This window comes from Nocardioides eburneus (genome assembly GCF_040838215.1).
GTDB lineage: Bacteria > Actinomycetota > Actinomycetes > Propionibacteriales > Nocardioidaceae > Nocardioides > Nocardioides eburneus.
Map to the genome: position 1 here is coordinate 103,564 of NZ_JBFPJR010000005.1, position 24,903 is coordinate 128,466.

Below are 24,903 nucleotides of genomic sequence, written 5' to 3' on the forward strand. Positions count from 1 at the left end.
GAGATGGCGCGGCCCGTCGGCGACCCGGACCTGCTCCGCGAGCTGCACCGCGACCATGCCGCAGCGCTGTGGAGCTATGTCGTCCGGCTGACCGGCGACCGGGCGCGCGCCGAGGACGTCGTGCAGGAGACGATGCTCCGCGCCTGGCGCGGCGCGATCGCGGACGGCGAGCGAGGGTCCGCCCGCGCCTGGCTGTTCACGGTCGCCCACAACCTCGTCGTCGACGAGGCGCGCAGCGCCCGGTCCCGGCACGAGGCGGCCGCCGACCTGACCCTCGACGCGCTGCCGGACCCATCGCTGCCCGACCGCGTCGACGCGCTCTTCGAGACGATGCTGGTCAGCGATGCGCTGCGCTCGCTCTCGCGGGAGCACCTGGCTGTCGTCGTCCGTGCCTACTACGGTCGGCTCACCGTCGCCGAGATCGCCGAGGAGCTGGGGATCCCGGCCGGCACGGTGAAGTCGCGGCTCCACTACGGGCTGCGCGCGCTCCGGCTCGCCCTGCAGGAGAGGGGGGTGACGAGATGACCGACCACGAGACCGAGCACGAGGCGTACGCCGACTGGGACGGCGCCTACGTCGTCGGTGCGCTCTCGCCGGCCGAGCGCGCCGAGTTCGAGCGCCATCTCGCCCGCTGCCCGCGCTGCCAGGCGGAGGTCGGCGACCTCGCCCCGCTGCCGGGCCTGCTCGCACGCGTCGACGCCGAGGAGGCGGAGGCGCTGCTCGCCACGCCCGAGGTGACGGCCGGCCCGCCGCCGCCCGGGCTCGAGCGCCGGTTGCTGGAGGCCGCGGCGCGGGAGCAGACGGCGAGGCCAGCCTTCTGGCGGCGTACGTCGACCCGCGCAGGTCTCGGGGTCGCAGCCGCTGCCGCGGTGGCGGCCGCCGTCGTCGTACCCCTGTCGCTGGCGGGGCCCGACGAGCCGAACCCCACCGCCGTCCAGGTCGCCCTCCGGCCGGCGCGGGAGATCCCGCTGACCGCCGACGTCGCGCTCGTGCCGACCTCGTGGGGGACCAAGGTCGACATGACGTGCTGGTATGCCCGGGAGCCGTACGACGCCGTCCACACCTATGCGCTCTATGTCGTCGACCCGGACGGCCGCCCATCGCTGGTCTCACGCTGGCACGCCAGCCCCGGGCAGACCGCGCGGACGAGCGGCTCGACCGACCTGGCGGTCGCCGACATCCGGCAGGTCCAGCTGCGGGACGACGCGGGCGCGGTCCTGATGACCGGGCGCCCGGGTGGCCGGTCCGGGTGATCGGCGGGCCGGTCGGCAGGCTGATCGGCGGGGTGACCGGCCACCCGCTGAACCTCCGCACGCTGCGCCTCGTGTCCCTGGGGTCAGCACGTCTCGCCGAGGAGCAGCCATGAACCTGACCAACCTCTCGCCCGCGCTCGCCGGCCTGGCCGTCGTCGGGCTCCTCGCCGCCGGCTGTGGCTCCTCGGGCGGCGGGTCCGCTGCGTCGGACAGCAGCTCGACCGGCAGCTCGACCGGCAGCTCGGACAGCAGTTCCGCCGGCTCATCCGGCGGCTCCGGGACCACCCAGGGCACCGTCGTGAAGACCGCCTCCACGCCGCTGGGCACGATCGTCGTGGACGGCGCGGGGCGGACGGTCTACGTCTATGACCAGGACACGAAGGGCGCCTCCTCGAGCGCGTGCACGGGCGGGTGTGCGACCTCGTGGCCCGCAGTCCCCGCCGGCAGCGGGACGCCGAAGGGGACCGGCGTGACCGGCACCCTCGGCAGCATCACCGGCGTCGACGGGAAGCCGCAGCTCACCCTCGACGGCTGGCCGCTCTATTACTACGTCGGCGACACGCAGGCCGGTCAGCTGACCGGCCAGGCGCTCGACGACGTGTGGTGGGTCGTCGCGCCCGACGGCGCGAAGATCACCGCGGCGCCGAAGGCGTCGGGGAGCCCGGCGCCGGCCGACTCGGGAGGCGGCGGCTACGCCTACTGAGCCGATGCCGACGGCTGAGCCGAGCTGACGGCTGAGCCGAGCTGACGGCGGTGCCGGCCCGAGCTGACGGCTGAGCCGCCCCGAGCGGCCCCGGCCCTCAGGTCCAGATGGATCCGACCCGGCCGCCGTCGGCGGTGAGGACGGCGCCGTTGAGCGCGACGGCGCGCGGAGAGGCCAGGAACGTCACGATGTCGCCGATCTCGCTCGCGTCCACGGTGCGGCCGAGGGCGTTGGCCTCCGAACCGGCCTGCATCGCCGGGGTGAACTCGCGGGAGTCGGTCCGGGTGAGGCCGGGGTGGACGACGGTCACGGCGATGTTGTCCCGGCCGAGCTCGTCGGCGAGGTTCTTCGCGATCGCGACGACCGCGATGTTGCGGACCGAGCCCATGATCGAGCCGGTCGCGCGCGCGTTCATGCCGGAGATGTTGACGATGCGCCCGCCGCCGGCGGCCCGCAGGTGGGGGACGGCGGCCCGCGCCACCCGCAGGTAGCCCAACGCCTTCGTGTCGACCTGCTCGATGACCTCGGCCTCGTCCGTCCCGGCGACGCCGGTGCCCTTCGTGGAGTTCGACGCCGGCTGGGCCGCCGCGTTGACGACCACGTCGAGCCGGCCGAACCTCGCGACGACCTCCGCGACGGCCGCATCCACTTGGGCCGCGTCGGTCGTGTCCGCCACCACGGTCAGGACGTCGCCGCCGAGCTCCGCCGCGGCCGCCGCGAGCGCCTCAGCGTCGCGGGCCAGCAGCGCGACCGACGCGCCCTCCGCGAGCAGCGCCCTCGCGCACGCCTTGCCGATGCCCCTGCTGCCGCCGGTCACGAGGGCGACCTGTCCGTCGAGTCCTACGTCCATGCCAGAGAGTCAACCCTGTCCTGGCCGCGGTCAGTCGGCCACGTGGGCGTGCTCGTCGCGGAGTTGACGCTTGAGGATCTTCCCGGAGGGGTTCTTCGGCAGGGCGTCGGCCACGACGACGTACTTGGGCGTCTTGAAGCCGGCAAGGCACGCGCGGGTGTGGTCGATGACCTGCTCGGCGGTCAGCGTGGCGCCGGCCTTGGGGACGACGACGGCGGCCACCGCCTCGACCCAGCGCGGGTGCGGGACCGCGAAGACGGCGACCTCGGCGACGCCGTCGAGGGTATAGATCGCCTCCTCGACCTCGCGGGTGGCGACGTTCTCCCCGCCGGTCTTGATCATGTCCTTCAAGCGGTCGACGACGTAGAGATGGCCCTCCTCGGTGAGGTAGCCGAGGTCGCCGGAGTGGAACCACCCGCCGCGGAAGGCCTCCGCGGTATTGTCGGGCTGCTCGTAGTAGCCGAGCGTCGCGTGCGGCGAGCGGTGGACGATCTCGCCGATCGTGCCGGGCGCCACCGGCCGGTCGTGGTCGTCGACGATCCGGGTCTCGACGTTGAGCGCCGCGCGCCCCGCCGAGCCGGCGTGGGAGAGCTGCTGGTCCGGGCCGAGGATGGTGGCGAGTGGCGCCATCTCAGTCTGGCCGTAGAAGTTCCACAGGCGTACGCCGGGGAGCCGCTCGGTCATCTCCCGCAGGATCGCGACCGGCATCGGCGAGGCGCCGTAGTAGCCCTTCCGCAGGCTGGAGAGGTCGCGGGTGTCGAAGTCGGGGGAGCGGAGCAGCCCGATCCACACCGTCGGCGGCGCGAAGAACTTCGTCACGCCGTGCTCCTCGATCGCGCGCAGCACGGCCGAGGGCTCCGGCGACGGCAGGATGATCGAGGTCGCGCCGAGGTAGACGTCGACGCCGAGGAAGCAGTCGAGCTGCGCGCAGTGGTAGAGCGGCAGGGTGTGGAGCTCGACGTCGTCGGCGCTCATCTCGCCGTCGACGAGGCAGGAGACGTACTGCCACATCAGCGCCCGGCTGGTCAGCAGCGCGCCCTTCGGCCGTGACTCGGTGCCGGAGGTGAACATCATCCGGATCGGGTCGTCGTCGGCGACGGGGACGAGCGGCGCGACGCCGTCGTACGCCGTCCAGGTGGCGACGTCGGTCCAGCCGGACGGCACCTCGCCGTGCAGGGGTACGACGACCCGCGTCGCCACCCGCGAGCCCGACTCCGCCAGCGCCTTCTCGGCCGTGGGCACGAGCGTGTCCTCGACGACGAAGGCGGTGGCGCCGGACTGCGCCAGGATGAAGGCGATCTCGTCGGCGCCGAGCATGAAGTTGATCGGCACGAGGACGACCCCCACCCGGGCGGCCGCGAAGTCGAGCACGGCGAACTGCCAGCAGTTGTGGCACAGCAGCGCCAGCCGGTCGCCCTTCGCGAGCCCGGCCGCCGCGATCGCGGCCGCCGTACGGTCGACCGTGACCTCGAGCTCGGCGAAGGTCAGCCGGGTGTCGCCGTCGATGATGGCCGGCTTGTCGGGGAGGCGCTGCGCGGTCCGGCGCGGCAGGTCGCCGAGGCTGTGCTGGCGGGCGATCTGGAGATCGGTCTCGACGTCGGGCATGCGCGCTCCTTCGGCAGGTGTGGGCCGGGTCACATGCTAGGGGTGTCTCGTGTCCGGCGCAGCGCGACCGCTCAGGCCGACGCGCGCCGCACGAGGGTGGGGGAGAAGATGACCCGCCGCGGCAGGGTGAGCCCGCCGTCGAGCTGCTCGAGGAGCAGCCGGGCGGCCTCCTCGGCCATCTCCCCGATGGGGTTGCGCAGGGTCGTGAGCGGCGGGTCGGTGTGCTCGGCGATGCCGAGGTCGTCGTACCCGGTGACGGCGAGGTCGGTCGGGACCCGCCGGCCCTGCGCGGAGAGGACGCGCAGGGCGCCCGACGCCATCAGGTCGGAGGCGACGACGATCCCATCGAGGTCGGGATGGGCGTCCAGGAGCGCGGCGCAGGCGTCGGCGCCGCCCAGCTCGGTGAAGTCGCCGTGGACGACGGCGTCGGTGGGCAGGCCGGCGTCACCGAGCGCCTCGCGCCATCCCTCCAGGCGGTCGCGTCCGGCGGTCATGTCGGCGGGACCGGCGACCGTGCCGATCCGGCGGCAGCCGCGGTCGAGGAGGAGGCGGGTGGCCTCGCGACCACCCGCCCTGTTGTCGGTGTCGACGTAGGAGACCCGATCTGTGCTCGTCCACGGTCGCCCGATGAACGTGCACGGGAGACCCAGCGCGGCGAGGTGGTCGGAGAGACTGTCGCTGCGGTGGTGGGAGACCACGATCGCCCCGTCGATGTGGCGCCCGCGCAGGTAGCGCAGCATCCGGTGCTCCTCGTCGCCGGGCTGCGCGATCAGCAGCACGACCTGGAGGTCGCGGGCCGAGAGGACGCTCGTGACGACATGGAGCGTCCGCGCGAAGAACGGGTCGGAGAAGACCCGCTCGTCCGGCTCGGGGACGACCAGCGCGACGGAGTCCGTACGCCGGGTCACGAGCGACCGCGCGGCCGGGTTGGGGGTGTAGCCGAGCCGGCGTACGGCGTCGTCGACCGCCTGCTGGGCACGGGCGCTCACCCGCGAGCCGCCGTTGATGGCGCGGGAGGCCGTCGCCCGGCTGACGCCGGCCAGCCGCGCGACCTCCTCGAGTGTGGGCGAGCCGCCCGTCCCCGCCGACGGGGGCTCGGGGTGGGCGTCGGTGTCGTCGACCATCGGCGTCCCGCTCAGGCGAGCCGGTTGGTGGCGGCGACCTCGGCATACCAGAGCGCGCTGTCCTTCGGCGTGCGCACCTGGGTGTCGTAGTCGACGTGGACGATGCCGAACCGCTGGCCGTAGCCGTAGGCCCACTCGAAGTTGTCGAGCAGCGACCAGGCGAAGTAGCCGCGGACGTCGACCCCCGCCTCGAGCGCGTCGTGGACGGCGCGCAGATGCTGCGCGAGGTAGTCGCGCCGCTCCGGGTCGTGGACCGCGCCGCCGGTGAGGACGTCCTCGTAGGCGGCGCCGTTCTCGGTGATGTAGACGGGGGGCACGGCGTAATCGTCGCGCAACCGGACCAGCAGACGCGTGAGGCCCTCCGGCTGGATCTCCCAGTCCATCCCGGTGGTCGGCAGGCCGCGGCGCGGGAAGGAGAGCCCACCGCCGGGGTACGGCGAGCTGGTGGGCCGCTCCGGGTGGCGGACCGCGCTGCCGAGCAGCCGGGCCGGGTCGTCGTCGTGCGGGAGCCCCGAGGCGCCGTCGCCGTGGTAGTAGTTCACGCCCAGCGCGTCGAGCGGCTGGTGGATGACGTCGAGGTCGCCGTCGAGGACCCAGTCCTGCCACGGCCGGCCCTGGAAGGTCAGGCCGTCGGTGTCGGCGGCCAGGTCCTCGGCGTACCGGCCACGGAAGAGCGGCTCGAGGAAGACCCGGTTGAAGAACCCGTCGAGGCGGCGGGCGGCGTCGAGGTCGGCCGGCTCGGTGGGGTCGAACGGGTCGGCCACGGTCAGGTTGAGGGTGATGCCGACCTGCTTCCCGGCCTCGGGGGTGGCGCCGCGCCGGCGCAGTTCGTCGGTGGCCATGCCGTGCGCCAGCAGGAGGTGGTGGGCGGCGACGAGCCCGGCCACGCCTTCCTGCCGACCGGGGGCGTGCTGGCCGCCGGTGTAGCCGAGGAACGCCGAGCACCACGGCTCGTTGAGGGTGGTCCAGGTGGCGACCCGGTCACCGAGGGCGTCGTACATCGCGGTGGCGTAGTCGACGAAGCGGTAGGCGGTGTCGCGGTTGGTCCAGCCGCCCTGGTCCTCGAGCGCCTGCGGCAGGTCCCAGTGATAGAGCGTCACCCACGGCGCGATGCCGGCCTCGAGGAGCTCGTCGACGAGCCGGCTGTAGAAGTCGAGCCCCTTCTGGTTGACCGCGCCGGCGTCGGGCCGGACGCGTGGCCACGCGGTCGAGAAGCGGTACGACGCCAGGTGGAGCCGCTTCATGAGCGCGACGTCCTCGGGGACCCGGTGGTAGTGGTCGCACGCCACGTCGCCGGTGTCACCGTCGATGACGGCGCCCGGGACCCGGGCGAAGGTGTCCCAGATCGACGGGGTGCGGCCGTCCTCGTCCACGGCGCCCTCGATCTGGTAGGCCGCGGTGGCGGCGCCCCAGACGAAGTCGGCGGGGAAGGTGAGGGGGGAGGTTGCGGGGGATGTCATCCCTTGACGGCTCCTTGCATGATGCCGGCCACGAGTTGGCGACCGGTCGCGATGAACAGGAGGAGGAGCGGCACCGTGGCCAGGATCGTGCCGGCCTGGAGGAGCGCCATGTCGCTGAGGCCCTGGCCGGGCGCGATCTTGAGCTGGTCGAGCGCGGTCTGCAGCGTCTGGACGTCGGAGCCCTGCAGGACCAGCAGCGGCCACATGAAGTCGGTCCAGACCTGCATGAACGTGAAGAGTCCGAGGATCGCCATCGCGGGCCGCGCGGCCGGGACGGCGACGGTCCAGAACGTGCGGATCATCGAGCAGCCGTCGACGCGGGCGGCGTCGATCAGCTCGTCGGGGATCGCGTCGACGAGATACTGCCGCATGAAGAAGACGCCGAACGCGGTCACCAGCCACGGCAGGATCACCGCCGCGTGGGTGCCGGTGAGGCCGAGGTTGCTGAACTCCTTGAGCAGCGGGATCAGGGCCAGCTGCGTCGGCACCGCCATCGTGAGGATGACGAAGACCATGGCGGCGTTCGCGCCGCGGAACCGCAGCTTGGCGAACGAGTAGCCGGCCAGCGTCGAGAAGAGCACGACCGAGAAGGCCGAGACGCCGGAGACGATCACGGAGTTGGCGAGCGCGGACCAGAAGTCGATCCGGTCGAAGACCCGGGCGGCGTTCTCGAAGAAGTGGCCGCCCGGGGTCAGCGGCGGCGGGTTCTCCCCGGCGCGCTGCCTGGTGACCGAGCCGATCACGAACGACCAGTAGAGCGGGAAGGCCGAGCCGACGAAGAACGCGGCGAGCAGGCCGTAGACGAGGAATCCGGGTCCGGTCCGACTCGTGCGTGTCATGCGTGGCTCCGCTTCTGGACGGCGCGGGTGATGGCGAAGTTGACCAGCGCGAAGGCCACGATGATGAGGAAGAGGATCCAGGCGGCGGCCGCGGCCCGCGGGTAGGGGTTGGTGCTGCTGTTCGCGGTGTTGAAGACGTACATCGTGAGGGTCTGGTACTCGTAGCTCGAGCCGCCCTGGTGCTGCAGGTTGGTGTCGAAGAGGCGCGGCTCGGTGAAGATCTGCAGCCCGCCGATCGTCGAGGTGATGATGACGAAGATCATCGTCGGGCGGATCGAGGGCAGCGTGACGAAGAGGAACTGCTTCACCCGGCTGGCGCCGTCGATGGACGCGGCCTCGTAGAGGTCGCGCGGGATCGCCTGCATCGCGGCCAGGATGATCAGCGCGTTGTAGCCCGTCCAGCGCCAGTTGACCATCGTCGCGATCGCCAGCCAGCTCGCGGGGCGGTTGGCGTGCCACTGCACCGTGGGAAGCCCGATCCCGCTCAGGACGTCGTTGACCAGCCCCGACTTGTCGGCGAACAGGGCGCCGAAGATCAGCGCCGCGGCCGCAGGCGCGACGACGAACGGCAGCAGCACGCTCATCCGCCACCAGGTGCGGCCGCGCAGGTTGGTGTCGAGCAGGGCGGCGACGACGGTCGCGACGATCACCTGGGGCACCGAGGAGAGCAGGAAGATCCCGATGGTGTTCCAGAACGCCTTGTGGAAGACGGGGTCCTTCAGGACGTGGCTGTAGTTCTCCCAGCCGACCCAGGGGCCGTGACCGGCGCCGAAGCGCGGCCAGGAGAAGAACGAGAGATAGCCCGTGTAGACCATCGGGTAGAGCCCGATGACGAGGAAGACGAGGAAGAACGGCAGGACGTAGAGGTACGGCGACACCTTCATGTCCCAGCGGGACAGCCGCTGACGCAGGGTCAGCCGTGCCGGCGTACGCCTCATGTCCCGGTGATCGGGGGAGGGCACCCCCGCCGGGGGCGCCTGGCCGGACCTGGAGGTCGAGGTCCGGCCGGTGCCCCCGAGGGTGGCTGGTGCGTGGTCACTCATGGAGCAGGTTCAGCCGTCAGGAGAGCTGGCTGACGGCTTGGACGAACGTCTTCCAGGACGACTCCGGCGACTTGCCCTCGTCGACGCGCTGGATCGCGGTCTGGAAGAGCCCGAGGATGTCGGAGTACTTGTCACCCTTGAACGGCAGGTCCGGCTCCACGGCCTTGGCACGGTTGGCGAGGATCTGCGCCGTCGGGGCGTTGTTGAAGTAGGGGTCGGGCTTGGCCGACTTGCTCAGCTGCTCCTCCGCAGCGATGTTGGCCGGGTAGGCGCCCGCCTTCTCGAACGCGCCGACCTCCTGGGCCTGGTCGGTCAGCCAGTTGGCGAACTGCTTGGCCTCGTCCTGGTGCTTGGACTGCGTGGGTACGGCGAGGAACGAGCCGCCCCAGTTGCCACCGCCGCCCGGGAAGGCGTCGGCGATGTCCCAGCCCTTGACCTTCGGCGCGGAGGACTTGATGTTGGCGAACATCCAGCCCGGGCACGGCATGGTCGCGAAGCCGTTGTCGGTGAAGTTGGCCTGCCAGTCGTCGCTCCACTGGACGGCCTTGGTCGAGAGCGTGTCGGCGTACTTCGCGACGGTGTCGTAGACCTGCTTCAGGTCCGGGTTGTCGACGTCGACCTTCTGGTCCTTGGTCTGGAAGGGGTACTTCGCCTGGTTGAGCATCGCCTGGGCGATCGAGCCGCTCGAGTCGTACCACTTCGTCCCGGGGACCTTCTTGACGAACTCCTGGCCCGTCTTGAAGTAGTCGTCCCAGGTGTCGAAGAGCTTCGCGACCTGGGCGCGGTCGGTCGGGAGGCCGGCCTTCTTGAACAGGTCGGCGCGGTAGCAGACCGCCTCGGGGCCCGCGTCGGTCGGATAGCCGATCTGCTTGCCGTCGGTGGTTTGGCCGGCCTTGGCCTTGTAGTCGACCCAGCGGTTGTCGAGCGAGGAGTCGGAGAGGTCGACGAACTGGTCGGACGCGCCGTCGGCGAGGAACTGCGGCATGGCGTCACCCTCGATGGCGACGATGTCGGTCAGCCCCGTGCCGGCCTGCAGGTCGGAGGTGAGGGTCTGCTTCCACGTGTCCCACTCCGCGATCTGGGTCTCGTGGACCTTGAACGGTCGATCCGGGTCGGCGTTCCACTTCTTGATCAGATCGCCGTAGCCGAAGTCGCCGAAGGTCGTGATGGTCAGCGTGTCGTTCTTCCCGAGAGACTTCTGCGCCGTGTCGCTGCCGCCGCTGCTCCCGCACGCGGCGGTGACGCCGACGACGAGGGTCGCGACGGCGCCGAGGGCAAGGCCCTTGCGCCAAGAGAGGTTCTTTCGCACCGTGGGACGCTCCTGTGTGTGCACTTCGTGGTGATGATCCCGGGTCGCCCCGGCGGTGTGAGAGCGCTTCCACTCTCGCCTGGTCCGCAACTATGACGGCCGTCACAGGTGCTGTCAACGCTCGCGGGGGATTTGTGACTGACCGCGTGGGAGCGCTCTCACAAATCGGCGTCGAGTTGCGTGAAATGGACGACCGAGTCGGCAGAAGTGGTCGTCCGAGGCGGCCGAGGCGGTCGCTCGAGGCGCCAGAGTTCGCGGCCGCGCACGCCGGGCGCGTCGGGCGACCCGGGCGACCCGGGCGCGCCGCATTGCGCGTCAGGCGTACGACGGAGCAGGGTGCGCCTTGTCGGCGGACCCGCCCCGGGGCCGGCCGCCGGCGTACGCCGCATCCGTGCTGAGAGGAGCTCACCGTGACCGGACGTCTCGAGGGCAAGGTCGCCTTCATCACCGGGGTCGCCCGCGGCCAGGGCCGCGCCCACGCCGTCAGGCTCGCCCGCGAGGGGGCCGACATCGTCGGGATCGACCTCGCCGGACCCTTGCCCGGCGTCCCCTATGACTCACCCAGCCCGTCCGACCTCGAGGACACCCTCCATGCCGTCGAGACCGTCGGGCGCCGTGCGCTGCTCGAGCAGGGCGACGTCCGCGACCCCGAGGCGCTGCGCGCGCTCGCGCAGCGAGGCGTCGACGAGCTCGGCGGCCTCGACGTCGTCGTGGCGAACGCCGGGATCTGCATCCCGCAGCGGTGGGACGAGATCAACGCCGCGACGTTCAAGGACACGATCGACATCAACGTCACCGGCGCCTGGAACACCGTGATGGCGACCGCTCCGCACCTGATCGCGCGCGGCGGCGGCTCGATCACCATCACCAGTTCGTACGCCGGCCGCAAGGTCCAGCCGTGGATGGTGCACTACACGACCAGCAAGCACGCGCTGGTGGGGATGACACGCGCGTTCGCGGCCGAGCTCGGTCCGCACAACATCCGGGTCAACAGTGTCCACCCCGGCGCGGTGAACACGCCGATGGGCTCGGGCGACATGCAGAGCGCGATGGAGCACGCCGCCGAGACCACGCCCCAGCTGCAGGCGATGGGTGGCGTCTTCCTCCCGCGCTATGCCGCCGAGGCCGACGAGATCGCCCACGTCGTCGCCTTCCTCGCGAGCGACGAGGCGGCCTTCATCACCGCCGAGCAGATCAGCATCGACGGGGGTATGCAGCACTTCTGACGGTTGGTCGGGAGCAGTCGGTCGGTCGGGGTAGTCCGGGACGTTCCGGTCGGTCTACTCGTCAGTAACCGACTTGAACGTCCCGGACTATCCCGCGTGGTCGGACGTACCCCGCCTGAGAGACAACGGCCGCCGACCCGGGTGGGTCGGCGGCCGTCGTACGCCTGCTGCTCAGGGCCTCACTTGTTGGCCTTGCGCTGACGAGCGGCGATCTTCGCGCGCTCGTTCTGGTCGAGGATGACCTTGCGGATGCGGACCATGTCGGGAGTGACCTCGACGCACTCGTCCTCGCGGCAGAACTCCAGGCACTGCTCGAGCGAGAGCTTCTTCGGCGGGACCAGCTTCTCGAAGTTGTCCGACGTCGCGGAGCGGATGTTGGTCTGCTGCTTCTCGCGCGTGATGTTGACGTCCATGTCGTCGGCGCGGGAGTTCTCCCCGACGATCATGCCCTCGTAGACCTCCGTGGTGGGCTCCACGAAGAGGACGCCGCGCTCCTGCAGCGAGGTCATGGCGTACGCCGTCGCCGCGCCCGCGCGGTCGGCGACCAGCGAGCCGTTGTTGCGCGAGCGGATCTCGCCGGCCCAGCGGTCGTAGCCCTCCGAGATGTGGTGGGCGATGCCGGTGCCGCGGGTCTCGGTGAGGAACTCGGTGCGGAAGCCGATCAGGCCGCGGGCGGGGACGATGAACTCCATGCGCACCCAGCCGGTGCCGTGGTTGGTCATGCCCTCCATCCGGCCCTTGCGGGCGGCGAGCAGCTCGGTGATGGAGCCGAGATATTCCTCGGGGGCGTCGATGGTGAGGCGCTCGAACGGCTCGTGGACCTTGCCGTCGACCTCCTTGGTGACGACCTGCGGCTTGCCGACCGTCAGCTCGTAGCCCTCGCGGCGCATCTGCTCGACCAGGATGGCCAGCGCCAGCTCGCCGCGGCCCTGGACCTCCCAGGCGTCGGGACGCTCGGTGGGGAGGACCTTGAGCGAGACGTTGCCGATCAGCTCCTGGTCGAGGCGGTCCTTGACCAGCCGCGCGGTGACCTTCGCGCCCTTCACCTTGCCGACCAACGGGGAGGTGTTGGTGCCGATGGTCATCGAGATGGCCGGCTCGTCGACGTGGATCAGGGGGAGCGCGACCGGGTTCTCCGGGTCGGCGAGGGTCTCGCCGATCGTGATGTCGGGGATGCCCGCCACCGCGACGATGTCGCCGGGCCCGGCGTGCTCGCCCGGCTTCCGCTCGAGGCCCTCGGTGATGAGGAGCTCGGTGATCCGAACGTTCTTCACCTCGCCGTCGCGGCGCATCCAGGCCACGGTCTGGCCCTTCTTCAGGTTGCCCTGGTGGATGCGGAGCAGCGCGAGCCGGCCGAGGAACGGCGAGGCGTCGAGGTTGGTGACGTGGGCCTGGAGCGGCGCGCCCTCGACGTACTGCGGCGCCGGGATGGTGTCGAGGATCGTCTTGAAGAGCGGCTCGAGGTCCTTGGAGTCGGGGAGCTCGCCGTTGCCGGGCTTCTCGGTCGACGCGACGCCCGCCTTGCCCGAGGCATAGACGATCGGGAAGTCGAGCGCGTCCTGGCTGTGGGAGTCGTCGAGCAGGTCCATGAAGAGCTCGTAGGTCTCGTCCACGACCTCGTCGATGCGCGCGTCGGGGCGGTCGACCTTGTTGACCACCAGCACGACCGGCATGTCGGCGTTGAGCGCCTTGCGCAGCACGAACCGGGTCTGGGGGAGCGGGCCCTCCGAGGCGTCGACGAGCAGCACGATGCCGTCGACCATCGACAGCCCGCGCTCGACCTCGCCGCCGAAGTCGGCGTGGCCGGGGGTGTCGATGATGTTGATCGTCATGCCCTGCGGCGCCGAGGGGCCGGTGTAGTGCACCGCGGTGTTCTTCGCGAGGATCGTGATGCCCTTCTCGCGCTCGAGGTCACCCGAGTCCATGACGCGGTCGGCCACCGACTCCATGTCGTGCTCGCTGAAGGCACCGGCCTGCTTGAGCATGGCGTCGACCAGCGTGGTCTTGCCGTGGTCGACGTGCGCGACGATGGCGACGTTGCGGAGGTTCGCGGACTGGGTTTCGGACATGCGTGGGCGACCCGGATTCTCGAGGGGAGGGAAACATGGCGATCCTATCGGCGTGCGGTCGATCGGCCCGCATCGCGAGGAGCAGGCGTACGCCGGCGTACGAGGCGTCGATCGGGCCGCTCGCCCCAGCTGGGAGTGCGGGCCTAACCTGCGAGCATGCCGTCCATCGCCACGAACACCCGTGTCTCCCGTGAGGAGCTCCTCGACTTCGTCCGGACGCGGCACCACCTGGTGCTCGCCACGACGCGAGCCGACGGCCGCCCGCAGCTCTCGCCCGTCACGGGCGGCGTGGACGCGGCCGGTCGGATCGTGATCGCGACCTATCCCGACCGTGCGAAGGCGGTGAACCTGCGCCGCAACCCGGCGGCCTCGGTCATGGTCCTCTCCGAGGAGTGGAACGACGCCTGGGTCCAGGTCGACGGCACCGCCGAGGTGCTCGACATGCCGTCCGAGGAGGCTTTGGAGGGGCTGGTGGAGTATTTCCGCTGCATCTCCGGCGAGCATCCGGACTGGGACGAGTATCGCGACGCGATGCGCCGGCAGGGAAAGTCGCTCCTGCGCATCACGCCGACGTCGTGGGGCCCGGTCGCCACCGGTGGCTTCCCGCCGGACCGCGTCCCGTCCTGAGACGCCGATCCGGCACGACGCGTGAAATTGTCGGTGCCGGGGTGTTCTCTTGATTCATGACATCTCGGACACCCCTTCACCGCTGCCAGTTCATCCCGCCCTACCTCATGGAGCGGCTCCAGCCGGACAAGCTGCACCACGACGACGACTTCCGCTCCGCTCGCGCGGCGGGGCCGCACCCGATCCGGGAGAGCGTCGCTCGCGGCGCGGCGGCCTGGGTCGTCCACACCTGTCACAACTCCGCGACGCTGCCGGGCGACGTGGTGCGGTCCGCCGGCCAGGCGGCGTCGGGCGACGCTGCCGTCGATGAGGCCGCGGACGGCATCACGGGCTCGTTGGCGCTGTTCTCCGAGGTCTACGGCCGCGACTCCTACGACGGGGCCGGTGCCTCGGTGAGTCTCTCGGTGCACTACGAGCAGGGCTATGACAACGCCTACTGGGACGGCACCCAGCTGGTCTTCGGCGACGGCGACGGTGAGATCTTCGACCGGTTCACCAAGCCCGTCGACGTGCTCGGCCACGAGTTCACCCATGCGGTCACCGAGCGGACCGCCGGGCTGACCTACTCCGGCCAGTCCGGGGCGCTCAACGAGTCGGTCTCCGACGTCTTCGGCTCCTGCCTCAAGCAGCGCCTGCTCGGCCAGACCGTGGACCAGGCCGACTGGCTGATCGGAGCGGACCTCTTCCTCCCGGGCGTGCAGGGCCGGGCGCTGCGCGACATGAGGAACCCCGGCACGGCCTACGACGACCCGAGGCTCGGCAAGGACCCGCAGGCCGCCGACATGAGCGGCTACGTCGACACCACCGACGACAACGGCGGCGTCCACACCAACTCCGGGATCCCCAACCGCGCGTTCGCGCTCGCCGCGCTGGCGATCGGAGGTCACAGCTGGGAGGGGGCGGGCCGGATCTGGTTCGACGCGCTGACCAGCGGCATCGGCCCCGACACCGACTTCGCGGGCTTCGCCGCCGCGACGGTCGCCGCCGCGGGCGACCAGGCCGACGCCGTGCGCCAGGCGTGGGAGACGGTCGGCGTCACGCCGGCCGCCTCAGCGGCCGCGGGCGGAGCGGCCACGGGCGCTGGCGCGTCGACGAGCGGGTCGCAGGTGCGCGTCCGCCGCAGCGGCGGCTTCACGGGACGGACGGTGGAAGGCGCCGTCGACCTCGACGCCGACGACGACCGGGCCGGTGAGCTGCGTGACCTCGTGGGCCGGGTCGACGTTGCCGCGCTTCCGCAGGAGCAGGCGCCACAGCCGGACCGCTATGTCTACGACTTCGACCTGTGCGGCTCGACCTGCCGCCTGCCGGAGCAACACCTCACCACCGAGCTCCAGCGGATCGCGGACCTCGTCCTGCGCTGAGGGCCGCGGTGGTCAGGCGAGTGCGCGGTCGAGGGCGGCCTGGACGTGGACCGTGATGACGTCCAGGACGGGGACCTCGACGTCCTCCTGGCGCACGAGGAGCGAAAGCTCACTCGCCCCGAGGAAGACGCCGTCCGCGCCGGCGTCCCAGAGTTCGTCGATGATGCCGATGACCCGGCGGCGGGACTCGGCGTGCACCGTCCGGAAGATCAGCTCCTCATAGACGATCGAGTCGATCGTCTCGACGTGGAGCGGGTCGGGGAGGTTGACGTCGATGCCGTGCGTGGAGAGACGCTGGGCGAAGAAGTCGTTCTCCGCGGTGAAGGCGGTGCCGAGGAAGCCGACCTTGGTGACGCCGCTCGCCTTGCAGCGCTCGGCCACGACGTCGGCCAGGTGGAGCACCGGGATGGAGACCGCGGCCGCCACCTCGTCGTACACGATGTGGAAGGTCGTCGAGCACAGCAGGAGGAAGTCGGCGCCGGCCTTCTCCAGGCCCTGCGCGGCCTCGGCGAGGATCGCGGCGACCTCGTCCCAGCGCTCCTGCTCCTGCAGCGCCGTGAGCTCGGCGAAGTCGACGGACGCGAGCACGGTCTTGGCCGAGTGGAGACCGCCGAGCCGCTCCTGGACGCCCTTGTTGAGGCCCTCGTAGTAGGCGGCGCTGCTCTCCCAGCTCATCCCGCCGATGAGTCCGATCGTCTGCACATCGGCAGTACAACATGGTCGTGTGACGTCGGGCGATTCCTCGCGGCGCCCAGCAGCAGGCCCGTGGGCTCAGTCCGTGGCGACCCGGTGGACCTTGTGCTGCGCGGCCTGCGCGCGGGGACGGATGACGAGCTCGTCGATGTTGACGTGCGCCGGGCGGGTGACCATCCAGCCGATCGCGTCGGCGATGTCCTCGGCGACCAGCGGGTCCGGTACGCCGGCGTACACCGCGTCCGCCTTGGCCTGATCGCCCTCGAAGCGGACCAGCGAGAACTCCTCGGTGTGCACCATGCCGGGCGCGATCTCCATGACACGGACGGGCTGGTCGAAGAGCTCCAGCCGCAGGGCACCGGTCAGCGCCCGCACGCCGTGCTTGGCGGCGTTGTAACCCGCGCCGCCCTCGTAGGACACCCGGCCGGCCGTCGAGCCGACGTTGACGATCGCGCCGGCGCCACTGGCGACGAGCGCCGGGAGCAGCGCCCGCGTCACCTGCATCGTGCCGACCACGTTGACGTCATACATCCGCTTCCACTCGTCGCTGTCTGCCTCGGCGACGGGCGTCGAGCCGAACGCGCCCCCGGCGTTGTTGACGAGGACGTCGAGGGCCGGGCCAACCTTCTCGGCGAGCGCCGCGACCGAGGCCGCGTCCGTGACGTCCGTGACCACGGCGGTGCCGCCGATCTCGGCAGCGAGCGCCTCGATCCGGTCGGCGCGGCGGGCGGCGAGGAACACGTGGTAGCCCTCATCGGCGAGGCGGCGGGCGGTGGCGGCGCCGATCCCGCTGCTGGCTCCGGTGACGACGGCGGTCTTCTGGGTCTCGGTCATGGCGTCATTGTCTCCTGTGTCGGTCGACTTTCGCCGTCGGGGTCGGCGTGGACCGGCGTTCGTCTGGTGGGGAGGTTTCGAGGGTAGTGGGAATGATCAGGGAAACTGGGTGGTTGGACGCTCCGGACCAGCAGGCCGGAGGCCGCCTGGATCCCAGCCCACGGCGTGGCGAGAGGAGAGACGTGAGCCCCATCGAGCGGGTGGCGATGATCAGCCTCCACACCTCGCCGTTGGACCAGCCCGGAACGGGCGATGCAGGTGGCATGAACGTCTACGTGCTGGAGCTCTCGAAGCGCCTCGCCCGGGAGGGCATCGCGGTCGACATCTTCACGCGCGCGACCTCCTCGCGCCTCGACCCGCTGGTCGAGGCCTGCGACGGGGTCGTCGTACGCCATGTGCACGCCGGGCCGTTCGAGGGGCTGTCGAAGGCGGAGCTGCCCGGACAGCTGTGCGTCTTCGCGCGCGAGGTGCTGCGGACCGAGGCCGCCCATCCGGTCGGCTACTACGACGCCGTCCACTCCCACTACTGGCTCTCCGGCCAGGTCGGCGCGCTCGCCCGCGACCGGTGGGGCGTTCCGCTAGTGCACTCGATGCACACCATGGCCAAGGTCAAGAACGATGCCCTCGCGGACGGCGACGCCCCCGAGCCGGAGGCGCGTGTCATCGGTGAGCAGCAGGTCGTGGACGCCGCCGACGTCCTGATCGCCAACACCGACCTCGAGGCCAAGCAGCTCATCAACCTGTACGACGCCGACGCCGGTCGCGTCGAGGTGGTTCACCCCGGGGTGGACCTGAGCGTGTTCACCCCCCAGCCGCGCGCGGCGGCACGCGCAGCGCTCGGCCTGCCCGCGCGCGCCCACGTGCTGCTCTTCGCGGGGCGCATCCAGCCGCTCAAGGCACCCGACGTGCTGCTTCGCGCGGTCGCGGTGATGATCGCTCGCGATCCGGGCCTGCGGTCGTCGCTGGTCGTGCCGGTCGTCGGAGGCCCGTCCGGCTCCGGGTTGGAGCGGCCGTCATCGCTGGTGGAGCTGGCGCGCGAGCTCGGCATCGACGACGTCGTCCGCTTCGTGCCGCCGGTGTCGCAGGCGGAGCTCGCCCAGTGGTATGCCGCGGCCTCCGCGGTCGCCGTGCCCTCCTACAACGAGTCGTTCGGCCTCGTCGCCGTCGAGGCGCAGGCCTGCGGCACGCCCGTCGTGGCGGCCGCGGTCGGCGGCCTGACGACGGCGGTCGACCACGGTCGCAGCGGCTTCCTCGTCGACGGACACGACCCCGCCCGCTGGGCCGACGCGCTCACGCAGGTCATCGCGTCCGACGCGCTCCGCGAGCAGCTCGGCGCCCAGGCGCTGGTCCACGCGCAGGACTTCTCCTGGGAGGCCACTGCCCAGAACACCCTCGCCGTCTATGAGCTGGCGAGGACGCTGATGCGGGAAGAGGTGGCATGACCACGGTGCCTAAGAGGCCGGAGGAGACGGTCCGCGCCTGGCTGCGCGACAACGAGATCGAATGGGAGGAGACCTCCGCCGAGACCGGGGAGGTGACCTTCTCGTTCTCGCTCCCGGGCGAGCGCAAGCTGCAGACGCCGGTCCGTCTCGACGTGGGCCGCCACGCGCTCGGCGTCCACGCGTTCGTCTGCCGCCGTCCCGACGAGAACGTCGAGGGCGTCCACCGCTGGCTGCTCGAGCGCAACCTCCGGCTCTACGCCGTCGCGTTCGCGGTCGACCGGCTCGGGGACATCTACCTCGACGCCCGACTGCCGCTCACCATGGTGGCCCCCGACGAGCTCGACCGGCTGCTCGGCTCCGTCCTGACCTACGCCGACGAGTCGTTCAACACGCTCCTCGAGCTCGGCTTCGCGTCCTCCATCCGCAAGGAGTGGGAGTGGCGCAAGCTGCGCGGCGAGTCGACCGCCAACCTCGAGGCGTTCCGCGGCTGGCTGGAGCGCGACGACACCTCCGCCGAATAGTCACTCGTTCCGCGCCGAGGGGTCACTGATGCCGCCCTCGCGGCGGGGGAGCCTCACCAGCCGGTGGTGAACGCCTGGATGCCGAGGCTGACGACCGAGACGGTCACCCACAGGACCGCACCGAGGACGAGCGGCCGGGGCCCGGTGCGTCGCAACGCGGGCAGGTCCGTCGAGAGCCCGATCCCGGCGAGCGCCACGGTGATCAGGAACGTCGAGACCGCGGCGATGCCGGGGTCGGCGTGGGCCGGCACGAGACCGAGGGAGTCGATGGCAGCCATGAGCAGGAAGGCGAGCAGGAACCACGGCACCAGCCGGACGACCCCCAGCGGCGTGAGTCGTTCCGGCGCGGTGCCGGGTGCTGTACGGCGGCGCCTGGTGACCACGGCCAGGACCAGGACGACCGGGACGATCATGACGGTGCGGACCAGCTTCACCACGACCGCATGGTCGGCGGCGACCGAGCCGTAGGCCGAGGCTGCGGCCACGACCGAGGAGGTGTCGTTGACGGCAGTGCCGGCGAAGAGACCGAAGGCGTGCTGGCTCAGACCCAGGGCGTGGCCCACCAGCGGGAAGACCACCACGGCGGCGATGTTGAAGACGAAGATCGTCGAGATCGCGTAGGCGACGTCGGCCCCCACCGCGCCGATCACGGGGGAGACGGCGGCGATCGCCGAGGCGCCGCAGATCCCGGTGCCCGAGCCGATCAGGATGCGCAGGTCGCCGGTGACGCCGAGGCCCCGGCCCGCGACCTGGGCGACGACCAGACAGACGGCGAGCGTGCCGAGCATGACCGGCAGCGACGCGGCGCCCACCTCGACGACCTGGCCGAGCGAGAGCCGCAGCCCGAGGACCGCCACGGCGACCTGGAGCACCCGACTGCCGGCGTACTGCAGTCCCGGCACGAGCCGCGGACCCGGCCGCCGGACCGTCGCGATCGCCGCACCGAGCACGACGGCCGGGACCGCGCTGCCGAGGACCGGGACGGCGCGTCCGATGGCGGTGCTGACGACGGCCAGGGCGACCGCAGCGGCCAGACCCGGGAGAAGGCGGCCGAGGGGCGTCCCGCGAAGGACGTGCGGAAGCACCCTCGGCGGTGGGAACGCCGAGGCGAGGGCAGGGCTGGTGCTCTTGCTCATCGTCACCAGTCTCCGTGCGGACCGCCGGCCGCAGTAGTGAGCGCGCTCCTGTGATCTCACAGGGTCGCCCTGTGACCGGTCACCGGCTCTCCCGGTGACGGCGGCTATCGTCGACGCCATGGCATCCCGACCAGCGACGGTCGACGACGTGCACGCGCTCGCCCGCGCGATGCCGTACGTCACGGTGGAGCACGGGCCGAAGGGCAACCCGGTCTACCAGGTCGGCCGGAAGTCGTTCGTCTTCTTCCGTACGCCGCGGCCGGACGCCGCCGATCCTGTCACGGGGGAGCGGTACGACGACGTCATCATGTTCTGGGTCGGGTCGGAGGTCGACAAGGACGCGCTCGTGCGTGACCCGTCGACGCCGTACTTCACCACCGCGCACTTCGACGGCCACCCGTCGGTCCTGCTGCGGGGGTCGCGGCTCGGCGAGATCAGCCTCGAGGAGCTCACCGAGATCGTCCAGGACGCCTGGCTCGCCCGGGCCTCACGGCGCCGCGCGGACGCGTGGCTCGCGGAGAACGGGCCGCCGGTCGACGCCTCCTAGCGCGACCGCGATCGGCGACGTGGACCAAAGTGTCACCGTGATAGTTCCTGCCTTCGGTGACACGTGCCAACTGTCACCTACGCCGCGAACTGTCACGGTGACACTTCGGCGCTCCCGCCGCCGGACGGTCAGAGGTCGAGCTTGTAGCCCAGCCCGCGCACCGTGACGAGGAACTTCGGCTCGCTGGGGTCCGGCTCGAGCTTGGCGCGCAGTCGCTTGACGTGGACGTCGAGCGTCTTGGTGTCTCCGACGTAGTCGGAGCCCCACACCCGGTCGATGAGCTGGCCGCGGGTCAGGACGCGGCCGGGGTTGCGCAGGAACATCTCGAGGAGCTCGAACTCCTTGAGGGGGAGGCGCTGCTCCTGGCCGTCCACGGTGACGACATGGCGCTCGACGTCCATCCTGACCGGGCCCGCCTCGAGCGTGGCGGGGGCGAGGTCGGGCTCCTGCCCGCGGCGCAGGACGGCGCGGATGCGGGCGACCAGCTCACGGGGCGAGTACGGCTTGGTGACGTAGTCGTCGGCGCCGAGCTCGAGGCCGACCACCTTGTCGACCTCGTCGTCCTTGGCGCTGACCATGATCACCGGGACCGATGACGTGGCCCGGATCTGGCGGCAGACCTCGGTGCCCGGGATCCCGGGCAGCATGAGGTCGAGCAGGACGATGTCGGCGCCGTTGCGGTCGAACTCCTTGAGCGCGTCGGCACCGTCCTCGGCCACGGCGACCTCGAACCCCTCCTTGCGCAGCATGTAGGAGAGCGCCTCGCTGTAGCTCTGCTCATCCTCGACAACGAGTACCCGAGTCACGGGCTTTCCTCCTTGGTGGTGGCCGTCGGGACCATGGTCTGCCCGCTGGTGCGGGAGTCCGACGGAAGGTGCTGGGGCAGGGTGAGAGTGAAGGTCGAGCCCTGGCCCTCCACGGACCAGACCTTGACCTCGCCGCCATGGGTGGCGGCGACGTGCTTGACGATCGAGAGGCCGAGGCCGGTGCCGCCGGTGGAGCGGTGGCGGGCCGGGTCGACGCGGTAGAACCGCTCGAAGATGCGGTCGATCTCGTCGGAGGGGATGCCGATGCCCTGGTCGACGACGGAGATCTCGACCGAGCCGTCCGTCGCCTGCGTCGTCACGGTGACGCTCGAACCGGCGTCGGAGTAGGCGACCGCGTTGGCGACCAGGTTGGTGACCGCGGCGAGGACCTGTTCCTCGTTGCCGAAGACCTGCAGCCCGGACGCGCCGGCGGCGACCACCGAGATGCCCTTGCGCTGTGCGTCGACGGCGCTGGTGTCGATGGCGCTCGCGATGACGCCGTCGACGTCGACCGCGACCGGCGCCTCGAGCGGGTCGTCGCCCTGGAGACGGGAGAGCTCGATGATCTGCTGGACGAGCTGGGTGAGACGGTCGCTCTCGGTGAGCATGCGGCCCGCGAACCGGCGTACGGCCTCGGGGTCGTCGGCCGCGTCGGCCACGGCGTCGGCGAGCACGCGGATGGCGCCGACCGGCGTCTTGAGCTCGTGGCTGACGTTGGCGACGAAGTCGCGCCGGACGGCCTCGACGCGGCGCTCGCGGGTGCGGTCCTCCACGAGCGCGAGCACGAGCCGTGAGCCGAGCGGGGCGATGCGGGCGGTGACGTGACGCGCCGGCGCGCCGGGTCGCTCCATCACCAGCTCGGTCTCGCGGATCTGCCCGTCGCGGCGGACCAGGCGGACCAGGTCGGCGAGGTCGGGGGAGAGCAGGGCGGAGCCGCGCACCAGACCGAGGGCGTACGCCGGCGCGGACGCCTTCAGGACGACGTCGTCGTCACCGACGACGACCGCGCTGCTGCGGAGCACGGAGAGCACGGTGGCCACCTCGGGAGGGACGACGGGTTCCTCGACGACCGGGACGCGGTGCTGCTCACGGTCGCTGATGTGCCAGGCGAGCACGCCGGCAGCCGCAACGACGGCTCCGAGGAGCGCAGCGAGGAACGCCTGCGTCGTCGAATCCACGACCCAAGCGTAAGGCCATCATCCACCTGCTCCGTGCCAGAGAGACCCCGTGGGGTGAACGTTCACCGAGGGTTCACCAGAAGCGCCGTACCGGTCACTTCGAGTGGTTACCGTGCGGACATGCGCACTGCCTTCCACGACCAGCTCGACTCGGTCTTCGACGATCTCGCCGACATCTGCGACCAGGTGCGGACCGCCGTCCGCATCGCGACGGACGCCCTGCTCACCGGCCGCGCCGATCTCGCGGAGCGGGCGATCAGCGGCGACGCGGCCATCGACGCGGCCCGCGAGCGGGTGGAGGACAACGCGCTCGCCATCCTCTCCCTGCAGGCGCCGGTCGCCGGTGACCTCCGCGTCGTCGTCGCCGCCCTCCGGATGGTCTCCGACCTCGAGCGGATGGGCGACCTCTCGGTGCACGTCGCCAAGATCGCTCGCCTTCGTACGCCGCACATCGCCGTCCCCGCGCAGTGTGCGCCGATCATCGGCCGGATGGCGGAGATCGCCGAGAGCATGGTCGCCCGCACCGCGGACGTGATCCGCGAGCGGGACGTCGATGCCGCAGCCGAGCTGCGGGCGGACGACGAGGAAATGGACAAGCTGCGTCGGGCGTCCTTCGCCGAGATGCTCGGCTCGGAGTGGACGAGCGGCATCGAGGCGGCCGTCGACATCGCGCTGCTCGGGCGCTACTACGAGCGCATCGCCGACCATGCCGTCTCCGTCGCCGGCCGGGTCGTCTTCGTCGTCACCGGCGAGCAGCCCACCGTCGCCTGAGTCATGCCAGGCACGGCCGAGTCGGCGGACAGGTACGCCGACTCGGCGACCGGACGTGCGCTTGGCGCCGTCCGCACGGGCTGACTGCTACTGCTTGCCCTGGTTGGCGACGGCGAGGGCAGCGGCCGCGGCGGCCTCGGGGTCGAGGTACTCACCGCCGGCGACGATCGGCGTCAGCGACTCGTCGAGGCGGTAGACCAGCGGCTGCGCCGTCGGGATGTTGAGCGCGGCGATGTCGGTGTCGGAGATGCCGTCGAGGTGCTTGACCAGCGCGCGGAGGCTGTTGCCGTGGGCGGTCACGAGGACGGTCTTCCCGGCCTTGAGGTCGGGCACGATGCCGGACTCCCAGTAGGGGAGCATCCGCTCGACGACGTCCTTGAGGCACTCGGTGCGGGGCAGGTCGTCGCCGGGGCCGCCGAGCTCGGCGGCGTACCGCGGGTCACCGACCTGGGAGAACTCGTCGTCGTCGGCCAGCGGCGGCGGGGGTACGTCGTAGGAACGACGCCAGAGCTGGAACTGCTCCTCGCCGAACTTCTGCAGTGTCTCGCTCTTGTTCTTGCCCTGGAGGGCGCCGTAGTGACGCTCGTTGAGGCGCCACGACCGCGCGACGGGGATCCAGTGGCGGTCGCACACGTCGAGGGCGATCGCGGCGGTGTTGATCGCCCGGCGCAGCAGCGAGGTGTGGACGACGTCGGGGAGCAGACCCTTGTCGGCGAGCAGCCTGCCGCCGGCGACGGCCTCCGCGCGGCCCTTCTCCGAGAGCGCGACGTCGACCCAGCCCGTGGAGAGGTTGAGCGCGTTCCACTCGCTCTCGCCGTGACGCAGCAGGACGAGCGTGTAGGTCATCGCGTCACTCGCCGTACGGGCCGACCGACGGATAGGTGCAGGAGTAGGGGTCGGTCGAGGTGTCGCCGGTGGCCTCCGGGGCCGGGAGCGGGGACTTCTTGCCGAGCGGGACGACCGACGCATAAGCACCGCACTGGGTGACGACCGGGACCTGGACCGTCGCCTTGTCGCCGTCGCTGAACGAGAGCGTCAGCGGGACGACGTCGCCGGGCTTGAAGTCGCCGGTGACGACCACGCCACCGGTCGAGGGGTCGGCGAGGTTGACCAGGCCCGCGTTGCCGATCTGGATGTCGAAGCCACCCTTGGCCTGGACGGTCTGCTTGGCGTCCGCCGAGGTCTCGAGACCCGTGAACGACGGGTTCGGCGAGCCGGCCGTCGCGGCGCCGATTGTCGGGTTGAGGGTGAACGTCGCGATGAAGACGCCCTTCCCGGCCCGCGGGCTCACGATCCGGGCCGCGTTGACGCGGACGTTGCTGTCCATGTTGTAGCCGCCGTTGGCGATCACGTTCGGACGGTCGGTGGCGTAGTCGAAGCTGCCGCACGCGCTGAGCGCCGGGACGGCGAGAACGGCGAGGCCCCCGACGAGGGCGAGCTTGCGTCGCAGGTGCGGTCGAACACTGGTCGTCACGGCCGACAGCCTAGCGGTCGGGTCGGGGGCGG

The 24,903-nt window shown here is 71.3% G+C and carries 25 protein-coding genes; 10 read left to right on the plus strand and 15 right to left on the minus strand.

What is annotated here, in order from left to right; translation table 11 throughout:
- Positions 1–3: 3 nt before the first annotated feature.
- From AB3X52_RS04300 to AB3X52_RS04310, 3 genes are all read left to right on the plus strand, one after another.
- Positions 4–525: a sigma-70 family RNA polymerase sigma factor gene (locus AB3X52_RS04300; RefSeq protein WP_367991634.1), complete on the plus strand. Its 522-nt coding sequence runs from the start codon at positions 4–6 to the stop codon at positions 523–525.
- A complete protein-coding gene (locus AB3X52_RS04305; protein ID WP_367991635.1) occupies positions 522–1,253 on the plus strand; it encodes a zf-HC2 domain-containing protein in 732 nt (243 codons plus the stop codon). The genes AB3X52_RS04300 and AB3X52_RS04305 overlap by 4 nt, the downstream gene beginning before the upstream one ends.
- A 109-nt stretch (positions 1,254–1,362) precedes the next feature.
- The gene (locus AB3X52_RS04310; protein WP_367991637.1) at positions 1,363–1,956 is read left to right on the plus strand and encodes a COG4315 family predicted lipoprotein; all 594 of its coding nucleotides are present in this window, start codon (positions 1,363–1,365) and stop codon (positions 1,954–1,956) included.
- A 97-nt stretch (positions 1,957–2,053) separates the two neighbouring features.
- Here the strand turns inward: AB3X52_RS04310 and AB3X52_RS04315 are convergent, their stop codons facing one another.
- From AB3X52_RS04315 to AB3X52_RS04345, 7 genes are all read right to left on the minus strand, one after another.
- Positions 2,054–2,806 (minus strand): SDR family NAD(P)-dependent oxidoreductase, encoded by a 753-nt coding sequence (locus AB3X52_RS04315; protein WP_367991638.1) that lies wholly within the window; start codon positions 2,804–2,806, stop codon positions 2,054–2,056.
- A gap of 30 nt (positions 2,807–2,836) precedes the next feature.
- Complete coding sequence (locus tag AB3X52_RS04320; protein ID WP_367991640.1) at positions 2,837–4,411, minus strand: fatty acyl-CoA synthetase; 1,575 nt, start codon at positions 4,409–4,411, stop codon at positions 2,837–2,839.
- 71 nt (positions 4,412–4,482) lie between these two features.
- Positions 4,483–5,535: a LacI family DNA-binding transcriptional regulator gene (locus AB3X52_RS04325; protein WP_367991642.1), complete on the minus strand. Its 1,053-nt coding sequence runs from the start codon at positions 5,533–5,535 to the stop codon at positions 4,483–4,485.
- Positions 5,536–5,546: 11 nt separating this feature from the next.
- The gene (locus AB3X52_RS04330; protein WP_367991644.1) at positions 5,547–6,995 is read right to left on the minus strand and encodes a glycoside hydrolase family 1 protein; all 1,449 of its coding nucleotides are present in this window, start codon (positions 6,993–6,995) and stop codon (positions 5,547–5,549) included.
- Positions 6,992–7,834 carry a carbohydrate ABC transporter permease gene (locus AB3X52_RS04335; protein ID WP_367991646.1) on the minus strand — a complete coding sequence of 281 codons (843 nt, stop codon included), beginning with the start codon at positions 7,832–7,834 and terminating at the stop codon, positions 6,992–6,994. Before AB3X52_RS04335 ends, AB3X52_RS04330 begins: the two co-directional genes overlap by 4 nt.
- The gene (locus tag AB3X52_RS04340; RefSeq protein ID WP_367991648.1) at positions 7,831–8,772 is read right to left on the minus strand and encodes a carbohydrate ABC transporter permease; all 942 of its coding nucleotides are present in this window, start codon (positions 8,770–8,772) and stop codon (positions 7,831–7,833) included. Before AB3X52_RS04340 ends, AB3X52_RS04335 begins: the two co-directional genes overlap by 4 nt.
- Positions 8,773–8,893: 121 nt before the next feature.
- Complete coding sequence (locus AB3X52_RS04345) at positions 8,894–10,186, minus strand: ABC transporter substrate-binding protein (protein ID WP_367991650.1); 1,293 nt, start codon at positions 10,184–10,186, stop codon at positions 8,894–8,896.
- Between the two features lie 410 nt (positions 10,187–10,596).
- Between AB3X52_RS04345 and AB3X52_RS04350 the strand changes: the two genes are divergently transcribed.
- Positions 10,597–11,412, plus strand: coding sequence for a mycofactocin-coupled SDR family oxidoreductase (locus AB3X52_RS04350; protein ID WP_367991652.1), 816 nt, complete (start codon positions 10,597–10,599; stop codon positions 11,410–11,412).
- Positions 11,413–11,591: 179 nt separating this feature from the next.
- Here AB3X52_RS04350 and typA read toward each other — a convergent pair whose 3' ends face one another.
- Positions 11,592–13,481, minus strand: coding sequence for a translational GTPase TypA (gene typA / locus AB3X52_RS04355; RefSeq protein WP_367991654.1), 1,890 nt, complete (start codon positions 13,479–13,481; stop codon positions 11,592–11,594).
- Positions 13,482–13,637: 156 nt separating this feature from the next.
- Between typA and AB3X52_RS04360 the strand changes: the two genes are divergently transcribed.
- On the plus strand, positions 13,638–14,108 hold the full coding sequence (locus AB3X52_RS04360; protein WP_367991656.1) for a PPOX class F420-dependent oxidoreductase: 471 nt from the start codon (positions 13,638–13,640) through the stop codon (positions 14,106–14,108).
- 56 nt (positions 14,109–14,164) lie between these two features.
- Positions 14,165–15,469, plus strand: a complete 1,305-nt coding sequence (locus tag AB3X52_RS04365) for a protealysin inhibitor emfourin (protein WP_367991658.1) — start codon at positions 14,165–14,167, stop codon at positions 15,467–15,469.
- A 12-nt stretch (positions 15,470–15,481) separates the two neighbouring features.
- On the opposite strand, the gene AB3X52_RS04370 is transcribed toward AB3X52_RS04365, so the two are convergent.
- Together AB3X52_RS04370 and AB3X52_RS04375 are read right to left on the minus strand one after the other, a co-directional pair.
- A complete protein-coding gene (locus AB3X52_RS04370) occupies positions 15,482–16,171 on the minus strand; it encodes an aspartate/glutamate racemase family protein (protein ID WP_367991660.1) in 690 nt (229 codons plus the stop codon).
- Positions 16,172–16,240: 69 nt separating this feature from the next.
- A complete protein-coding gene (locus AB3X52_RS04375) occupies positions 16,241–16,996 on the minus strand; it encodes an SDR family NAD(P)-dependent oxidoreductase (protein ID WP_367991662.1) in 756 nt (251 codons plus the stop codon).
- A gap of 182 nt (positions 16,997–17,178) precedes the next feature.
- Here AB3X52_RS04375 and mshA point away from each other — a divergent pair, with 182 nt between their 5' ends.
- Positions 17,179–18,438, plus strand: coding sequence for a D-inositol-3-phosphate glycosyltransferase (mshA, locus tag AB3X52_RS04380; RefSeq protein ID WP_437440533.1), 1,260 nt, complete (start codon positions 17,179–17,181; stop codon positions 18,436–18,438).
- Entirely contained in the window at positions 18,435–18,959 is a 525-nt protein-coding gene (locus AB3X52_RS04385) for a type III secretion system chaperone family protein (RefSeq protein ID WP_367991664.1), read from the plus strand. The genes mshA and AB3X52_RS04385 overlap by 4 nt, the downstream gene beginning before the upstream one ends.
- Before the next feature lie 53 nt (positions 18,960–19,012).
- Here the strand turns inward: AB3X52_RS04385 and AB3X52_RS04390 are convergent, their stop codons facing one another.
- Entirely contained in the window at positions 19,013–20,095 is a 1,083-nt protein-coding gene (locus AB3X52_RS04390; protein WP_367991666.1) for a YeiH family protein, read from the minus strand.
- Positions 20,096–20,213: 118 nt separating this feature from the next.
- On the opposite strand from AB3X52_RS04390, the gene AB3X52_RS04395 reads away from it, so the two are divergent.
- Entirely contained in the window at positions 20,214–20,642 is a 429-nt protein-coding gene (locus AB3X52_RS04395; protein ID WP_367991668.1) for an MmcQ/YjbR family DNA-binding protein, read from the plus strand.
- Between the two features lie 128 nt (positions 20,643–20,770).
- Here AB3X52_RS04395 and AB3X52_RS04400 read toward each other — a convergent pair whose 3' ends face one another.
- Together AB3X52_RS04400 and AB3X52_RS04405 are read right to left on the minus strand one after the other, a co-directional pair.
- Entirely contained in the window at positions 20,771–21,448 is a 678-nt protein-coding gene (locus AB3X52_RS04400) for a response regulator (protein ID WP_367991671.1), read from the minus strand.
- Positions 21,445–22,626 carry a sensor histidine kinase gene (locus AB3X52_RS04405; protein WP_367991673.1) on the minus strand — a complete coding sequence of 394 codons (1,182 nt, stop codon included), beginning with the start codon at positions 22,624–22,626 and terminating at the stop codon, positions 21,445–21,447. Before AB3X52_RS04405 ends, AB3X52_RS04400 begins: the two co-directional genes overlap by 4 nt.
- Positions 22,627–22,746: 120 nt before the next feature.
- Between AB3X52_RS04405 and phoU the strand changes: the two genes are divergently transcribed.
- On the plus strand, positions 22,747–23,397 hold the full coding sequence (phoU, locus tag AB3X52_RS04410; protein ID WP_367991675.1) for a phosphate signaling complex protein PhoU: 651 nt from the start codon (positions 22,747–22,749) through the stop codon (positions 23,395–23,397).
- An 87-nt stretch (positions 23,398–23,484) separates the two neighbouring features.
- Here the strand turns inward: phoU and AB3X52_RS04415 are convergent, their stop codons facing one another.
- Both AB3X52_RS04415 and AB3X52_RS04420 read right to left on the minus strand, forming a co-directional pair.
- Complete coding sequence (locus AB3X52_RS04415) at positions 23,485–24,243, minus strand: phosphoglyceromutase (RefSeq protein ID WP_367991676.1); 759 nt, start codon at positions 24,241–24,243, stop codon at positions 23,485–23,487.
- 4 nt (positions 24,244–24,247) lie between these two features.
- A complete protein-coding gene (locus tag AB3X52_RS04420; protein ID WP_367991678.1) occupies positions 24,248–24,871 on the minus strand; it encodes a hypothetical protein in 624 nt (207 codons plus the stop codon).
- Positions 24,872–24,903 lie beyond the last annotated feature (32 nt).

Bases quoted from the DNA above. Each gene is read 5' to 3' on its own strand.
- AB3X52_RS04320 (WP_367991640.1), bottom strand. From the start codon at position 4,411: ATGCCCGACGTCGAGACCGATCTCCAGATCGCCCGCCAGCACAGCCTC.
- AB3X52_RS04390 (WP_367991666.1), bottom strand. From the start codon at position 20,095: ATGAGCAAGAGCACCAGCCCTGCCCTCGCCTCGGCGTTCCCACCGCCG.
- AB3X52_RS04360 (WP_367991656.1), top strand. From the start codon at position 13,638: ATGCCGTCCATCGCCACGAACACCCGTGTCTCCCGTGAGGAGCTCCTC.
- typA (WP_367991654.1), bottom strand. From the start codon at position 13,481: ATGTCCGAAACCCAGTCCGCGAACCTCCGCAACGTCGCCATCGTCGCG.
- AB3X52_RS04365 (WP_367991658.1), top strand. From the start codon at position 14,165: ATGACATCTCGGACACCCCTTCACCGCTGCCAGTTCATCCCGCCCTAC.
- AB3X52_RS04395 (WP_367991668.1), top strand. From the start codon at position 20,214: ATGGCATCCCGACCAGCGACGGTCGACGACGTGCACGCGCTCGCCCGC.
- AB3X52_RS04340 (WP_367991648.1), bottom strand. From the start codon at position 8,772: ATGAGGCGTACGCCGGCACGGCTGACCCTGCGTCAGCGGCTGTCCCGC.
- AB3X52_RS04335 (WP_367991646.1), bottom strand. From the start codon at position 7,834: ATGACACGCACGAGTCGGACCGGACCCGGATTCCTCGTCTACGGCCTG.
- AB3X52_RS04325 (WP_367991642.1), bottom strand. From the start codon at position 5,535: ATGGTCGACGACACCGACGCCCACCCCGAGCCCCCGTCGGCGGGGACG.
- phoU (WP_367991675.1), top strand. From the start codon at position 22,747: ATGCGCACTGCCTTCCACGACCAGCTCGACTCGGTCTTCGACGATCTC.
- AB3X52_RS04315 (WP_367991638.1), bottom strand. From the start codon at position 2,806: ATGGACGTAGGACTCGACGGACAGGTCGCCCTCGTGACCGGCGGCAGC.
- AB3X52_RS04305 (WP_367991635.1), top strand. From the start codon at position 522: ATGACCGACCACGAGACCGAGCACGAGGCGTACGCCGACTGGGACGGC.
- AB3X52_RS04300 (WP_367991634.1), top strand. From the start codon at position 4: ATGGCGCGGCCCGTCGGCGACCCGGACCTGCTCCGCGAGCTGCACCGC.
- AB3X52_RS04310 (WP_367991637.1), top strand. From the start codon at position 1,363: ATGAACCTGACCAACCTCTCGCCCGCGCTCGCCGGCCTGGCCGTCGTC.
- AB3X52_RS04385 (WP_367991664.1), top strand. From the start codon at position 18,435: ATGACCACGGTGCCTAAGAGGCCGGAGGAGACGGTCCGCGCCTGGCTG.
- AB3X52_RS04415 (WP_367991676.1), bottom strand. From the start codon at position 24,243: ATGACCTACACGCTCGTCCTGCTGCGTCACGGCGAGAGCGAGTGGAAC.
- AB3X52_RS04375 (WP_367991662.1), bottom strand. From the start codon at position 16,996: ATGACCGAGACCCAGAAGACCGCCGTCGTCACCGGAGCCAGCAGCGGG.
- AB3X52_RS04330 (WP_367991644.1), bottom strand. From the start codon at position 6,995: ATGACATCCCCCGCAACCTCCCCCCTCACCTTCCCCGCCGACTTCGTC.